This window comes from Streptomyces sp. NPDC101194, assembly GCF_044767885.1.
Lineage (GTDB): Bacteria > Actinomycetota > Actinomycetes > Streptomycetales > Streptomycetaceae > Streptomyces.
In genome coordinates this window covers 637,616-651,969 of sequence record NZ_JBIWOS010000002.1, presented here as the reverse complement: position 1 = coordinate 651,969, position 14,354 = coordinate 637,616, and the positions used below count along the sequence as shown (strand labels likewise).

Here is a 14,354-nt window from a genome sequence, read left to right as displayed (position 1 = left end):
CACCTCAGGGATGTCCGGACGGCCCCGCCTCCCCGGGCCGGGCCGTCCGTTCGTGCCAGGGATCGCTCGGCAGGAAGTCGTACGACTCCGAGTCCTCGTCCTTCCCCGTCACGGGGGAAGCCGCCGCGGGGGACGCCGTCGCGGTGGACACTCCCCCGGAGGTGCGTACGGCCACCGGCGCCGCTCCCGGTCCGGGCAGCTGCCCCGGCACCTCCGCAGCTGCCCGGCCGGCGACCGGCTGCCCCGCCCCCTTCTCCTCCGCGCGCCGTCGCGAGCGCCACCCCCCGCCGCTCCCCCGCAGCCGCCAGGCGCGCAGCAGCAGTGCCCCGGGGACACCGAGCACCGCCGTCCACGCCAGGGCCGCCGCACCCGTCAGCCACCACACCGGGCCGAACACCGCCAGCGCCCCGGTGCCGAGCGGCCCTCCCGCGGCCCCGGCCAGCACCGCCGTGCCGACCCCGCACCCCAGCGCCGCCAGCCCGGCCGACAGTGCGGTCTCTCCCGGACTCCACGCCTCCTCCGGCCCGGCATCGGCCGGTGCGGCCCTTCGTACCGTGAACCAGGCGACCGTCGCCCCGGCCGCGACCGGCACCGCCACGGCTGCCCAGTTCAGGAGTGTCGCCGGGCCCTGGTCCGGCACCGCGGCGAGCAGCGGGAAGACGGGCCGTGCCGGACGCCCCGTGAAGGCGAGCGGGGTGACCGTGGACGCCGTGCCGAGGGCGAAGCCCGGCCCGAGCCCGTAGGCGGCGCCCCAGACCGCGGCGTTCGGCACCAGGACCAGCGCGAGCAGCAGCACCGAGACCCGGCCGGGCAGGTCGCCGGAGAGCCGCAGGAACGACTGCTGCGCCGGCTGCGCGTGCCAGACCAGCGACACCGCGACGAGCAGCGCACCGCCGCCGAGCAACATCGCCACCCCGGCCGCGGCCGACCGGGCGACCGTGCCGGCGCACTCCCTGAACCGGGAGCGCGCCAGCCCCTCGTGCAATCGCACCGGCGCCCAGGACGGCGGCGGACCGATGGGGCGTCCGGAAGCCGTCCAGATCCCGGCCGCCGCCGCTCCGGCCACCACAATGGCTGAAGGGAAGAACAGCGACGCCGGGTGCACGGACAGCGAACCGCCCCGCGCATAGAGCGCGACAGCTGCCCCGATCAGCAGATATCCGCTGATGATCATCGCGAACGCGCCTGCCGCCGAGGGCGCCTGACGCCCCTCGTCGACCACCAGGGCGTCCCGGGCCGCACGGTGCACCAGCAACACCGGCACCACGGCGAGCAGCAGCGGGACGAGGCCGACCGGAGCGGGGACTCCGCTGAGCGTGTCGGCCCTGATCAGCTCCGCACCATGGGCGAGCAGCCAGAGTCCCGCCGACGCGTGAAGAGCCTCACCGGGGCCGTCGTCGGGGGCCGGGGAGCTGATCCACAGCACCATGACGAGCACGGTGATCCCGCCCAGCCCCAGCCCGGCGGCCAGCGCTCCACGCAGGAAGACGAAGGCCAGAACGGCGGACCTGCTCTGCTCGGTCGGCAACGAGGGGCTGCGTTCGGTCACTTGGGTCACACCGCAATGCTGCCAACGACACGCACTTATTTCGCGTAACAGGCGAACACCCGCTGTGTCGCTCAATATGCGTTTATGTACTTTTTCACTCGGCGTAGCCCCTCGGGGGGTCGTTCATGACGCAGAGCTCGACCGATGCGACCACCGCACATCCGCTTCCCGCCCCCGAGGAGCGCCGCAGGCTGCGTGAGGCGACGTCTTTGAGTGAAGAGCAGGTCGCGACGGCGGTGGGCGTCACCCGGGCCACGGTCCGGGACCGGGAACGGGGCCGCACCACGCCCCGGGGACGCAGGCGCGAGGCGTTCGCCAGGCTGATCGGCGGCGGCCGGAGAGACTCCCGGGCCACGCCCGCGAGTACCTGGAACAAGCCCACCACCACGAGCACCCGGCCGAAGGGCGCCAGCGCACGGGCGGCCCGGCCGGTGACACCGACGACGGTCGAAGGACCGTCCGAGCCGGTGACGTCTCCTCCGTCGTTCCGTCCGCCGACCCCCGCCACCGGGAGCATCGCCATGGCCCCGACCGAGCCCGGCACCACCCCCGATCCGCCCGGCACGCCCGGCACGCCCGGCGCGTCCGGAACATCGGGCACGCCCGGCACGCCCGGCGCGGGCGACGGATCCGGGAGGCCGGCCGCACCTGCCGCCCATGTCGCACCCGAAACACCCGGCGCCGACGAATCGCCCGAGGCGGTCGAGGCGTCGGGGGCGGCTGCCGAGGCCTTCGACGCCCTGTACGCGCAGTGCGCCGTCGTCCTCCTGCACCAGACGTTTCTGCTGACCGGGCGCAGCGGCCTCGCCCGGGAGTCCGTCGCGCGGGCCTTCGCACTGGCCTGGGAACGCTGGCCCGAGGTCGCGGTGGACCGCGATCCGGTCGGCTGGGTGCGCGCCGCCGCCCACGAGTACGCGACATCGCCCTGGCACCGGCTGCGCCGCACGCACCGCCGCTTCGACCCGCCGCCCGCCGAACCCGGTGGGCGCGCGCTGCTCGACGCGCTTCTCTCCCTGCCGCCGTCGTACCGTCGGACCCTGCTGCTGTACGACGACGTCGGCCTGGACCTGCCGGAGACCGCCGCGGAGACGGAGGCCAGCACCCCGGCGGCGGCGAGCAGGCTGATGAACGCGCGGGCCGCGGTCGCCGAGCGGCTGCCCGAGATGGCGGAACACTCGTCGCCCGGCGAGCAGTCGGCGCTCCTGCATCAGCGGCTCGGCGCGCTCACCCCGACCCGGGACGCCGCCCCGCTCCCCTCACCCGACGTGATCCGTACGAACAGCGAGCGCAGGGCCCAGCTGTGGACCAGGGCAGCCGTGTCCTTCACCGGGCTGATCATCGGCCTGACGCTGTTCACTCTGGCGACGGCCCCGACGCGGTACGAGACCCCGGAGTCACCCGCGCAGGAGGTCGGCGGGGTGCCGCCACGCAGCGGCCCTCAGCAGCTCACGCCGCAGGACCTGCGGCTGCAGAGGCAATTGCTCGGCGAACTCGTCCAGGGTCCGGGCCGACTGGTCCCCCGAGCCGGCTGAACGCGGCAACCGAGGGGCGTCGGACAGCGGGAAACGCCGCGGGCCCGTATCCCTGTGCAGGGGTACGGGCCCGCGACGTCTGTGCGGTGACGCGATACCGCGGTGCTGCTCCGACGCGGTGAGGCGATCAGGCGCCGAGGATCTCGCGCGCCAGCTTGGCGGTCTCGGTCGGCGTCTTGCCGACCTTGACGCCGGCGGCCTCGAGGGCCTCCTTCTTCGCCTGCGCGGTGCCGGAGGAGCCGGAGACGATGGCGCCGGCGTGGCCCATGGTCTTGCCCTCGGGGGCGGTGAAGCCCGCGACGTAACCGACGACCGGCTTGGTGACGTTGGCCTTGATGAAGTCGGCCGCACGCTCCTCGGCGTCGCCGCCGATCTCACCGATCATGACGATCAGGTCGGTCTCGGGGTCGGCCTCGAACGCCGCGAGGGCGTCGATGTGCGTCGTGCCGATGACCGGGTCGCCACCGATGCCGACGGCGGAGGAGAAGCCGATGTCACGGAGCTCGTACATCATCTGGTAGGTCAGCGTGCCGGACTTGGACACGAGACCGATGCGGCCGGGCTTGGTGATGTCGCCCGGGATGATGCCGGCGTTGGACTGGCCGGGGGTGATCAGGCCGGGGCAGTTCGGGCCGATGATCCGGGTCTTGTTGCCCTTCGAGCCCGCGTACGCCCAGAAGGCGGCGGAGTCGTGGACGGCGATGCCCTCGGTGATCACGACGGCGAGCGGGATCTCGGCGTCGATCGCCTCGACGACGGCGGCCTTGGCGAAGGCCGGCGGCACGAAGAGAACCGACACGTTCGCGCCGGTCTTCTCCATCGCCTCGGCGACGGTCCCGAACACGGGTACCTCGGTGCCGTCGAAGTCGACGGTCGTGCCGGCCTTGCGCGGGTTCACGCCGCCGACGATGTTGGTGCCGTCACCGAGCATGAGCTTGGTGTGCTTCATGCCGGTGGCACCGGTCATCCCCTGGACGATGACCTTGCTGTCCTTGGTGAGGAAGATAGCCATGGTGTTGGAGTCCCTCGTCCTTACTTCGCAGCCGCGGCGAGCTCGGCGGCCTTGTCGGCCGCGCCGTCCATGGTGTCCACGCGCTGCACCAGCGGGTGGTTGGCGTCGGAAAGGATCTTGCGACCCAGCTCCGCGTTGTTGCCGTCGAGGCGCACGACCAGCGGCTTGGTGACCTCTTCGCCCTTGCTCTTGAGCAGCGCGAGAGCCTGGACGATGCCGTTGGCGACCTCGTCGCACGCGGTGATGCCGCCGAAGACGTTGACGAAGACGGACTTGACGTCCGGGTCGCCGAGGATGATCTCCAGGCCGTTCGCCATGACCTCGGCGGAGGCGCCGCCACCGATGTCGAGGAAGTTGGCGGGCTTCACGTTGCCGTGGTTCTCACCGGCGTACGCGACGACGTCCAGGGTCGACATGACCAGACCGGCACCGTTTCCGATGATGCCGACCTCGCCGTCGAGCTTGACGTAGTTGAGGTTCTTGGCCTTGGCGGCAGCCTCCAGCGGGTTGGCTGCGGCCTTGTCCTCGAGGGCCTCGTGCTCGGGCTGACGGAAGTCGGCGTTCTCGTCGAGAGACACCTTGCCGTCCAGCGCCAGGACGTCGCCGGAGGCGACCTTGGCGAGCGGGTTGACCTCGACGAGGAGCGCGTCCTCGGCGACGAAGGTGTCCCACAGCGTCACCATGACCTCGGCGACCTTCTCGGCCACCTCGGCCGGGAACTTCGCCTGGGCGACGATCTCGCGGGCCTTCTCGATCGTGACACCGGTGTTGGAGTCGACCGGGACCTTCGCGAGGGCCTCGGGGGTCTTCGCCGCGACCTCCTCGATGTCCATGCCGCCCTGCACCGAGGCCATGGCCAGGAAGGTGCGGTTGGTGCGGTCGAGGAGGTACGAGACGTAGTACTCCTCAAGAATCTCCGGCGCGGTCTCGGCGATCATCACCTTGTGGACCGTGTGGCCCTTGATGTCCATGCCGAGAATGTCGGTCGCGCGGGCGACCGCCTCGTCGGGGGTGGCGGCCAGCTTGACGCCGCCGGCCTTGCCGCGGCCGCCGACCTTCACCTGCGCCTTGACGACGGACTTGCCGCCCAGCCGCTCGGTCGCCTCGCGGGCTGCCTCAGGCGTGTCAATGACTTCACCGGCCAGCACCGGTACACCGTGCTTGGCGAAGAGGTCCCTCGCCTGGTACTCGAACAGGTCCACGCGCGTCCGTCCCTTTTCAGTGGTCTCGCGGTTCGTTTTCAGCGTGGGCGTGCCGCGAGGGGCAACGTGACTGTTCTGTCACCAGGAAGGCGCACACGGTGACCCGGGGTACGCGGCATGTCCATCTCGCAGGTTATCCCCGCGCTCCGCAGGACCCTAAATCGCAGAACACACCTGAGCGGTGATTACGGTCACAGATCCGGCCCGTGGCCGGGTCGCAGTGGACAGAAGGGCCTGGGCGCGATGTCCGCGGGCAAGTGCCCCGGGACCAGCCGGTCGGGTGGTTCCGGGGCGGCCCGTCCAGGCCGCTTGCTGGGACGGGAACGGTCCTGCGGCTCCCGTACGCCGGACCGGCCGATGGCGTCATGGAGCGTGCCGGTGGCCGTGTCCGCCACGCCGCCCGCCGCTGCCGCCTCGTGCCTGTCCGCGTCGGCCGGGCCGGCCGCCGGTACCGCCTCTCGTCACCGGAGGATCTCCTTGTCCGGTACGGGCAGCGGCCTCTTCTCGATGGCCGCCGCCATCACCTCGGGGAAGAGATCAGGGGTGCAAGCGAACGCGGGCGCGCCCAGGGACCCGAGGGCCGCCGCGTGGTCCCGGTCGTAGGCGGGCGCCCCCTCGTCGGACAGTGCGAGCAGCGTCACGAACTGCACGCCGGACGCCTTCATCGCGGCGACCCGCTTCAGCATCTCGTTGCGTATGCCTCCCTCGTAGAGGTCGCTGATGAGCACGACGACGGTGTCGGCGGGGCGGGTGATCCTCGACTGGCAGTGGGCGAGCGCCCGGTTGATGTCCGTCCCGCCGCCGAGTTGGGTGCCGAAGAGTACGTCGACGGGGTCGTCGAGCCGGTCGGTGAGGTCGACCACGGCCGTGTCGAAGACGACGAGCCTGGTGCGCAGGGTGCGCATGGAGGCGAGCACCGCGCCGAAGACGGAGGCGTAGACGACCGAGGCCGCCATCGACCCGGACTGGTCGATGCAGAGGATGACGTCCTTCTTCACGGACCGTGCGGCCCGTCCGTAGCCGATGAGCCGCTCGGGGACGACGGTGCCGTACTCGGGGAGGTAGTTCCTGAGGTTGGCCCGGATGGTGCGGTCCCAGTCGATGTCGTGGTGGCGCGGGCGTTCGATCCTGGCCGAACGGTCCAGGGCGCCGGTGAGTGCGGCCCGGGTACGGGTGGCCAGCCGCTTCTCCAGATCGTCGACGACCTTGCGCACGACCGCTCTCGCGGTCTCCTTCGTCGTCTCGGGCATGGCCTTGTTGAGCGAGAGGAGCGTCCCGACGAGGTGGACGTCCGCTTCGACGGCCTCCAGCATCTCCGGTTCGAGCAGCAGGGCGGAGAGCCCGAGCCGGTCGATCGCGTCACGCTGCATGACCTGGACCACGGAGCCGGGGAAGTAGGTACGGATGTCTCCGAGCCAGCGGGCCACCGAGGGGGCGGAGGCCCCGAGCCCCGCCGAGCGGCTGTTCCCGCCCCGGCCACCGGGAGCGGCCCCGCCGCCGTACAGCGCGGTGAGTGCGCCGTCCATCGCGGCGTCGCGTCCGGTGAGGGTGCGGCCGGTGCTCTCGGCGCTGTCGCCGCCCAGGACCAGCCGCCACCGGCGCAGCCGTTCGTCGTTCGCCGGGCCGGACGGCGAGCCGTGGGCCGGCTGCGGTGCGGTGCCGGCCGTGTCCGTGGTCATCCTGTCGCCCCCAGCATTTCCTTGGCGTTCTCGGCTCTCTCGTGCTTCTCGTCCCCCTCGCCGGGGTCGACGCCGCCCGGGTCCGGATCGGTACCGGGCCCCAGGCCGAGCATCAGGCGCAGCACCGGCACCACCGCATCGGCGCGGTCCGTGTCGAGTCCGGGGCCGAACCCGGGTGCCGTCGTCCCGGTACCGATGGCCGTCGGTCCCCCGGCGGCCGGCCCGCGCCGCACCAGTTCCCCCAGCGTGCGCCGTACGCCCGCCTCGTACGCCGAGAAGGTGCGGCGCAGCAGGGGCAGTACATCGGCGAAGGTGTCGGCGGGAACCCCGGTGAGCCAGGCGTCGATCAGGCCGAGCAGCCGCTCGTCGTGGACGAGGAGCATGCCGCCTCCGGCGGCCCCGCCGACGAACCCCTCGATCCAGGCGGCGGCCTCGGCCGGGGGTGTGCCGGGCGAGAGGGCCAGGCCCATCAGCCGTGCCGCGTCGTCCTCCGCGAGCCGTCCTTCGTCGAGCAGCAGCCGGGCCGCACGGCCCCGGATGACGCCCGCGACCGTGTCCCGGGCAGCGAGCCCGTGCAGTACGGCGGTCCAGCGCGCACGCAGCCCGGCCTCGTCGGCCTCCGCCCCGACGGCCCCCGTGAGCAGCCCGATCGCGGAGTGGACGCCGTCCACCCGGCGGCGCAGTTCGGCGGCGGCGTCGGCATCGAGTCCGGTGCACGCGGGCGGCAGTCCGACGCAGATCCGTTCGGCGAGCCCGGCCGCGACCCCGCCGAGCGCCGCCGTGTCCGTGGACCGCACATCGCCGTAGCGCAGGGTGCGGGCCAGCGCGGGAAGGGCGTCGGCGAGGTGACCGACGTCGGCGTCGAGCGCGGCGCGGTCGGCGAGGACCCTCATCACCACGGGGAGTGCGTCGGGCAGTTCCGCGAGGAGGCAGTGCTCGGCCAGTGCGGTGACCTCGGCGAGCGTGGTCGCCGAAGCGGCCTGGGACTCGGCCCTGGCGGTCGCGGCGGAGAGCACGGTGGTGCCCCACGTCCCGGCCTCCGCGACGCGTACGTACAGCTCGGGTTCCCAGCGCAGCCGCCAGCTCTCCCGGAACGTGCCGGTGCTCGCCCGGCCCGCGGCGGGTTCACCCCAGCCGACGGCGAGGATCCGCAGCCGGTGGAGCAGCCGGCTGCGGGCCGCGTCGGTGTCCTTGCGCAGGTCGAGCTCCAACTCCCGCTCCAGCGAATCCGGTTTGAGCCGGAGCGTGCGCTGCTGCCGGGTGAGGTCGCGCTGCAGGGGCACGGCGGGGGCGGTGTCCGGCACTTCGCCGAGTGTCTCGCCGACGATCAACCGGTCCCGCACGAGCGCGAGCGGCACATCGGAGCCTTCGCACATCACGGCCCTGATCGCGTCGGTCGTCTCGCCCAGACCGGCGAGCGGGCGGCCCCGCATGGCGGCGAGGGCCCCGGCGAGCCGGACGGCCTCGATGACATGGGCGGACGAGACGAACCGGTCCTCGTCACGAAGGAGCCCGGCGACCTTGGTCATCCACCGTTCGACCGGGCGGTCGGCGGCGTCGAAGAGGTGCCCGTACCAGCCGGGTGAGTCGATGCCCGCCCCGTATCCGCTGTGCCGGGCGAGCCGACGGTGCGACCAGGGGACCCAGGTCAGCTCGGTCCTGATCTTGGGCAGTCCCTTGAGCAGGGCCCGGTCGGCGGCGAGCGTGGTCCTCGCACCGAGCGCGGGAACGTGCCAGGCGCCGCAGACGACCGCGACGTCCTCACCGAACTCCTTCACCGCCTTGCGCAGTTGGAGGCGCATGTACGCCTCCCGGACGGCGTCACGGGGATGGCCGCCGTCCCCGTGCACCTCGCGCAGGGCAGTCATCGCCTCGGCGAGCGCGGCGAACGGTGCCCGCGGATCGCCGGCCGCGCCGTCCCGGGCGCGGTGTTCGACGACGTCCTCCCACCAGCGCTCCGGGTCGTCGTAACCGGCCGTCCCGGCCAGCACGCCGATGGGGTCGATCGGTGCGGGTGGGGGCGGGCCGCCCGTGCCCGCCGCCGGGTCCGCGCCCGTGTCCGTCGCCCTCCTCCCTCCCCCGTTCCCGTCCTCGTCCCCCTCTCCGTCGTGGCCCGCTCGGCGCTCCTCCTCCGTCATGGCCAGGGAGTTGGCGGCGGGCAGGTCGATGAAGCGGACCGGCACCTCGTGCGCCAGCGCCCAGCGGATCGCGACCCACTCGGGCGAGAACGCCGCCAGTGGCCAGAACGCCGCCCGCCCGGGGTCGTCCACGGCGTGGGCGAGGAGCGCGACCGGCGGCCGCATCCGCTCGTCGGCGGCCAGCGGCAGCAGTGCGTCCCCCTCCGGGGGCCCCTCGACGAGCACGACCCCGGGGCGGGCGGCTTCCAGGGCCGCACGGACGGCTCGGGCCGAACCGGGCCCGTGGTGCCGCACCCCCAGCAGCAGCGGTCCGGCGGGACGCGCGGCCGGGGTCATACGGACACCTCGCGGCAGGCGCGGTAGAAGTCCTTCCACCCGTCCCGCTCACGGACCACGGTCTCCAGGTACTCCTGCCAGACCACCCGGTCGGCCGCGGGGTCGCGGACGACCGCGCCGAGGATGCCCGCCGCCACGTCGCCGGGGCGCAGCACCCCGTCGCCGAAGTGCGCCGCCAGCGCGAGGCCGTTGGTGACGACGGAGATCGCCTCGGCCGTCGACAGCGTTCCGGAGGGGGACTTGAGTTTGGTGCGCCCGTCGGTGGTGACGCCGTCGCGCAGTTCACGGAAGACCGTGACGACACGTCGGATCTCGGTCATCCCGTCGGGTGCGGCCGGGAGGTCGAGCGAGCGCCCGATCTGATCGACGCGCCGGGACACGATGTCGACCTCCGCATCGGGGGTGGCCGGCAACGGGAGCACGACGGTGTTGAACCGGCGGCGCAAGGCGCTGGACAGCTCGTTGACCCCGCGGTCGCGGTCGTTGGCGGTGGCGATGACGTTGAATCCGCGGACCGCCTGGACCTCCTGCCCCAGTTCCGGGACGGGGAGGGTCTTCTCCGACAGGATCGTGATGAGCGAGTCCTGCACATCGGCGGGGATCCGGGTGAGCTCCTCGATCCGCGCGGTCATGCCTCCGGACATGGCGCGCATGAGCGGGCTGGGCACCAGAGCGTCCCGACTGGGCCCGTGGGCGAGCAGCTGCGCGTAGTTCCAGCCGTAGCGGACGGCCTCCTCCGGGGTGCCCGCCGTGCCCTGGACGAGCAGCGTCGAATCACCGCTGACGGCGGCGGCGAGATGCTCGGACATGCAGGTCTTGGCGGTGCCGGGAACGCCGAGGAGCAACAGGGCCCGGTCGGTGGCGAGCGTGGTCACGGCGACCTCGACGAGGCGGCGCGGACCGACGTACTTGGGTGTGATCACCGTGCCGTCGGGCAGGGTGCCGCCGAGCAGGTAGGTGGCGACGGCCCATGGCGAAAGCTGCCAACGGGGCGGCCGCGGGCGGTCGTCGGCCGCGGCGAGGGCCTTCAGCTCATGGGCGAAGGCGTCCTCGGCATGCGGTCGCAGCGCCTGCGCGGACACGACTGCGGTGGTTTCGGACACGGTCATGGGTCCCCCTCCAGATCGGTCGACCTGATGTGGTTCCCACCGTGCACCACGGCACTGACAATCGGCCCCGACCGCAGGTCAGGACCGATTCAGCCGCTGTGGGGCGGAGTTCAGCCCGCCACCGGCGAGACCGCGACGCAACCGCCCGTGGTGAGGAGGCCCTCGCCCTCGGCCTTCTTGATGACCTTGCCCTTGTACGTGATCGAGCAGGCGACCTCGGCCCCGTCCTCGTCCAGGGCGACCGGCATGACGGCGGGCGGCATGATTCCGCGCAGTGTGACGGTCTTCCGCCACGGCAGGGTGGGGGACTCGACCGTCTCGATCTTCGGCTCCATGGCCTTGCCCCCTCCCCCGTGGAACTGGATCTCGTCGACGCTCGTGCCGGTGACCTCGTAGGTGACCTCGTAGGTCTCGTCCACGGCCTTGTCCACCTGGTCGACGGCCTCGGAGCAGGCGCCGAGGCCCGCGGCGAGGCCGAGGACGACAACTGCGCAGACGGCAGTACGCACGGTGCCTACGTGACGGATGTTGCGGACGGCGTGGCTCATCGGTCGATCCCCCCGGATCCGAGTGTCGGAACTCGCAGCGAATCGCAAAGGAAAGGTCAAGTCAAGTTGTGCGCATGACGACGAATCAGCACGTCGGAAGGATTGTCAGTGCCGCGCTCTACCGTCGTTCCCATGCTGCTATCTCACGGGGGAGAACCCTTGCGCACGGCCGGCCCGGCAGCGCGCTGGACGGTGGAGCAGGTCCTGGCCCTGGCTCCTGACGAGGCGTCACGCAGGACGGGGAGCAAGCTCGGTTCGGCCGGTCCGTGGTCGGCCGCCGGGTGTGACGGTTCGGGCGCGGTGTGGGGGCTGTGCGGAGGGAGCGGGAGCAAGCCGTATCAGACGGTGGTCGACACCACCGGCCCCGCGTACACGTGCAGTTGCCCCAGCCGGAAGTTCCCGTGCAAGCACGCGTTGGGACTGCTGCTGGTCTGGGCGTCCGGCGAATCGGCCCTGCCCGCGGGCGAGGTCCCGGACTGGGCCGGTGAGTGGCTGACGGGCCGTCGCACACGCGCGGCGGAGAAGAGAGGGGAGAAGGCCGGGGCTGCGGCGGGCGGCACCCCGGCCTCCGGACCGGCCGATCCGGAGGCCGTCCGGCGGCGCGCCGAGCGCCGGGCCGAACGGATCACCGGCGGTGCGCAGGAGCTGGAGCAGCGGCTGGGGGATCTGCTGCGCGGCGGTCTGGCGGCGGCCGATCAGCCGGGGCACGGGCTGTGGGAGGAGACGGCCGCCCGCATGGTCGACGCCCAGGCTCCCGGTCTGGCCTCACGGGTGAGGGAGTTGGGTGCCGTCCCGGCGTCCGGACCGGGCTGGCCGGTGCGGCTGCTGGAGGAGTGCGCGCTGCTCCATCTGCTGGACAGCGCGTGGCTGCGCATCGACCGGCTGCCGGAGTCACTGGCGGCCACGGTCCGCACACGGGTGGGGCTGACCGCTCCCGCCGAGGGCCCGTCGGTCCGCGACCACTGGCTGGTCCTCGCCCAGTACGACGCCCCGGACGGCAAGCTCGTCACGCGCCGGATCTGGCTGTACGGGAGGGACTCGGGCCGCATGGCGTTCCTGCTCTCCTTCGGGGCGGCAGGGCGCTCCCCCGCTCTGGCACTGCCGGTGGGCGTCACGATCGACGCCGAGGTCACGCCCTGTCCGGGCGCCGGCCGGCTGCGGGCGGAGCTGGGTCGGCAGTTCGGTGTCCCGTCATCGGCCGGCTCGCCGCCGACAGGCGGCACGGTGGCGGCCGCGATCGGTGCGTACGGGGACGCGCTGCGGAACGATCCCTGGCTGGACTCCTGGCCGGTGACACTGCGCGAGGTCATACCCGTGCCGTCCGGGGACGGCTGGCAACTGGTGGACGCGTCGGGGGACGCGGCCCTGCCCCTCACCCCGGCGGCGCTGTCCAGGCCCGGCCTGTGGAAGCTCGTCGCACTCTCCGGCGGCTCCCCGGTCACGGTCTTCGGCGCATGCGGTCACCGGGGCTTCGACCCGTTCACGGCCTGGTCCACGGACGCGGATGCCGACGGCGCCGGTCCCGCGGCGACGTCCGAAACCGTGCCGCTCATCTGACATCGGATTCGAAGGGGGAACCATGCCTCGCACCACCACAGCCGCGCCACCGACCGTCACGGCCATGCCATGGGAGGAGCTCGTCACCGCGGCGCTGCTCGGCACCGACCGCCGCCCCCCGGAGGGAGGCGGCGGGCCGGTCGGACTGCTGGACGCGGCGGCGCTCCACACCGTACGGCGCCGGGCGGGGCTGCGGCCCGCCGCCGCGGCCGCCCGTCCCCGCCCGGCGCCCGCCGATCCCCGCCCGCCGCTGCCCCCGGCCGCCCGGCGCAGGCTGGCCCAACTCCTCACCAACCGTTCGGCATCGGGCGGCTCGGGCGGGCGGCGCGGCACGGCACCCGATCTCATGGAGCTGATCCCGCAGTGGCTGGCCACCGCCAACCGGTACGGCTACGGGGCACCGCCCGCACTGCTCCCGTCCCTGCTGGACGCGGCCAGGTCCCGCACCGATCTGCGGCCCGGGGCGCTGGCCTTCGCGGGGCCGCGCGGATTGTGGCTGGCCGGGCTGAACCCCGAGTGGAGATTCGCGCTGCGCGGGTCGCCCAGCGGCTCGTCGCTGCCCGACGTCACCGATCGGGAAGCGGTCTCCCGGCTCTGGCAGGAGGGCCTCTTCGCCGAGCGGGTCGCCCTGCTCGGGGCCGTACGCTCGCACGATCCGGCCGAGGCGCTCGCGCTGCTCGGCACCACATGGACGACCGAGCGCGCCGAGGACCGGCTGATGTTCCTCGATTCTCTGCGCACCGGACTGTCCGCGGTGGACGAGCCCTTCCTGGAACAGGCCCTCTCCGACCGCAGCCGTAATGTCCGCTCGACGGCCGCCGAACTGCTGTCCGCGCTGCCGGAGTCGGCGTTCGCCGGACGGATGGCGGCCCGCGCGATGTCCTGTGTGAGTCCGGACCTCACGGATGACGCCGCCTCCGTCGCCGTGGAGGCCCCGCACGAGTGCGACGCGGCGATGGAGCGCGACGGCGTGGTGGCGGTGCCGCCGTCCGGTCGGGGCGAACGGTCCTGGTGGTTGGGCCAGTTGGTGGAGGCCGCACCGCTCGCCACCTGGCCCGCGCGATTCGGTGGCTGTACCGCGCAGGAAGTGGTCGCCCTGCCGGTGGCCGACGGCTGGGCGGAGGAACTCCACGCGGCATGGTGCCGGGCGGCAGTGCGGCAGCGGGATCCGGAGTGGGCCCGCGCACTGCTCGGCTCCCCCTCCGTGCCGCCGTCGAACGGCCCCGGTACGGCGTCGCTCGCCGAGCGGTCGAAGCTCCTCGCGGTCCTTCCCGCGTCCGAACGGGGCACATGGGTGGCCGGCTTCATCGCGGCGCACGGGTTGTCCGAGGCGTTCCAGCTGCTCGGGGTCTGTCCCACGCCGTGGGCCGAGCCGCTCGGCCGCTCGGTCGTCGATGCCCTGGACATCGCCCGGGACGCGGGCAGCTACCCCTGGAGCTTCAGCGGGGTGATGGGCCTCGCCGAGCGCTGCCTGAACCCGGCCGAGGCGGACCGTCTCGAGATCCTCACCACCACCCCGGACGAACCGGAAGACGCCTCACCGGGCGCCAACGGCTACTGGTCGGAGGCGTTCCAACGCCTGGTCTCCACATTGCGGCTGCGCGCGGCGATGGACGTGGAGCTGATACCGGGCTGAGGAGGTCGAGGGACCACAGGTTTCGCTCGACCGGCTCCGGGTTCCACCCGACGGAC

General features: G+C 73.0%; 10 protein-coding genes. 3 read left to right on the top strand and 7 right to left on the bottom strand.

Annotation, left to right across the window (positions count from 1 at the left end; genetic code table 11):
- Positions 1 to 4: 4 nt before the first annotated feature.
- The gene (locus tag ACIRP2_RS09695) at positions 5 to 1,549 is read right to left on the bottom strand and encodes a DUF6350 family protein (protein WP_404249426.1); all 1,545 of its coding nucleotides are present in this window, start codon (positions 1,547 to 1,549) and stop codon (positions 5 to 7) included.
- Between the two features lie 125 nt (positions 1,550 to 1,674).
- Here ACIRP2_RS09695 and ACIRP2_RS09690 point away from each other — a divergent pair, with 125 nt between their 5' ends.
- Positions 1,675 to 3,081, top strand: a complete 1,407-nt coding sequence (locus ACIRP2_RS09690; RefSeq protein WP_404248212.1) for a sigma factor-like helix-turn-helix DNA-binding protein — start codon at positions 1,675 to 1,677, stop codon at positions 3,079 to 3,081.
- A gap of 127 nt (positions 3,082 to 3,208) precedes the next feature.
- On the opposite strand, the gene sucD is transcribed toward ACIRP2_RS09690, so the two are convergent.
- The 6 genes from sucD to ACIRP2_RS09660 all read right to left on the bottom strand — a co-directional run bounded on the left by sucD (position 3,209) and on the right by ACIRP2_RS09660 (position 11,105).
- Positions 3,209 to 4,093 (bottom strand): succinate--CoA ligase subunit alpha, encoded by an 885-nt coding sequence (gene sucD, locus ACIRP2_RS09685; protein ID WP_351074456.1) that lies wholly within the window; start codon positions 4,091 to 4,093, stop codon positions 3,209 to 3,211.
- Positions 4,094 to 4,113: 20 nt separating this feature from the next.
- Positions 4,114 to 5,295, bottom strand: coding sequence for an ADP-forming succinate--CoA ligase subunit beta (gene sucC / locus ACIRP2_RS09680; RefSeq protein ID WP_351074458.1), 1,182 nt, complete (start codon positions 5,293 to 5,295; stop codon positions 4,114 to 4,116).
- 461 nt (positions 5,296 to 5,756) lie between these two features.
- Positions 5,757 to 6,974 carry a vWA domain-containing protein gene (locus tag ACIRP2_RS09675; RefSeq protein WP_404248210.1) on the bottom strand — a complete coding sequence of 406 codons (1,218 nt, stop codon included), beginning with the start codon at positions 6,972 to 6,974 and terminating at the stop codon, positions 5,757 to 5,759.
- The gene (locus ACIRP2_RS09670; protein ID WP_404248208.1) at positions 6,971 to 9,448 is read right to left on the bottom strand and encodes a DUF5682 family protein; all 2,478 of its coding nucleotides are present in this window, start codon (positions 9,446 to 9,448) and stop codon (positions 6,971 to 6,973) included. The genes ACIRP2_RS09675 and ACIRP2_RS09670 overlap by 4 nt, the downstream gene beginning before the upstream one ends.
- On the bottom strand, positions 9,445 to 10,557 hold the full coding sequence (locus ACIRP2_RS09665) for an AAA family ATPase (RefSeq protein WP_404248206.1): 1,113 nt from the start codon (positions 10,555 to 10,557) through the stop codon (positions 9,445 to 9,447). The genes ACIRP2_RS09670 and ACIRP2_RS09665 overlap by 4 nt, the downstream gene beginning before the upstream one ends.
- Positions 10,558 to 10,667: 110 nt before the next feature.
- Complete coding sequence (locus ACIRP2_RS09660) at positions 10,668 to 11,105, bottom strand: hypothetical protein (protein WP_404248204.1); 438 nt, start codon at positions 11,103 to 11,105, stop codon at positions 10,668 to 10,670.
- A gap of 132 nt (positions 11,106 to 11,237) precedes the next feature.
- Between ACIRP2_RS09660 and ACIRP2_RS09655 the strand changes: the two genes are divergently transcribed.
- Together ACIRP2_RS09655 and ACIRP2_RS09650 are read left to right on the top strand one after the other, a co-directional pair.
- The gene (locus ACIRP2_RS09655) at positions 11,238 to 12,662 is read left to right on the top strand and encodes an SWIM zinc finger family protein (protein WP_404248202.1); all 1,425 of its coding nucleotides are present in this window, start codon (positions 11,238 to 11,240) and stop codon (positions 12,660 to 12,662) included.
- A 22-nt stretch (positions 12,663 to 12,684) separates the two neighbouring features.
- Positions 12,685 to 14,298: a DUF5691 domain-containing protein gene (locus ACIRP2_RS09650; protein ID WP_404248200.1), complete on the top strand. Its 1,614-nt coding sequence runs from the start codon at positions 12,685 to 12,687 to the stop codon at positions 14,296 to 14,298.
- Positions 14,299 to 14,354 lie beyond the last annotated feature (56 nt).

Bases quoted from the DNA above. Each gene is read 5' to 3' on its own strand.
- sucD (WP_351074456.1), bottom strand. From the start codon at position 4,093: ATGGCTATCTTCCTCACCAAGGACAGCAAGGTCATCGTCCAGGGGATG.
- ACIRP2_RS09650 (WP_404248200.1), top strand. From the start codon at position 12,685: ATGCCTCGCACCACCACAGCCGCGCCACCGACCGTCACGGCCATGCCA.
- ACIRP2_RS09670 (WP_404248208.1), bottom strand. From the start codon at position 9,448: ATGACCCCGGCCGCGCGTCCCGCCGGACCGCTGCTGCTGGGGGTGCGG.
- ACIRP2_RS09690 (WP_404248212.1), top strand. From the start codon at position 1,675: ATGACGCAGAGCTCGACCGATGCGACCACCGCACATCCGCTTCCCGCC.
- ACIRP2_RS09675 (WP_404248210.1), bottom strand. From the start codon at position 6,974: ATGACCACGGACACGGCCGGCACCGCACCGCAGCCGGCCCACGGCTCG.
- ACIRP2_RS09665 (WP_404248206.1), bottom strand. From the start codon at position 10,557: ATGACCGTGTCCGAAACCACCGCAGTCGTGTCCGCGCAGGCGCTGCGA.
- ACIRP2_RS09655 (WP_404248202.1), top strand. From the start codon at position 11,238: ATGCTGCTATCTCACGGGGGAGAACCCTTGCGCACGGCCGGCCCGGCA.
- ACIRP2_RS09660 (WP_404248204.1), bottom strand. From the start codon at position 11,105: ATGAGCCACGCCGTCCGCAACATCCGTCACGTAGGCACCGTGCGTACT.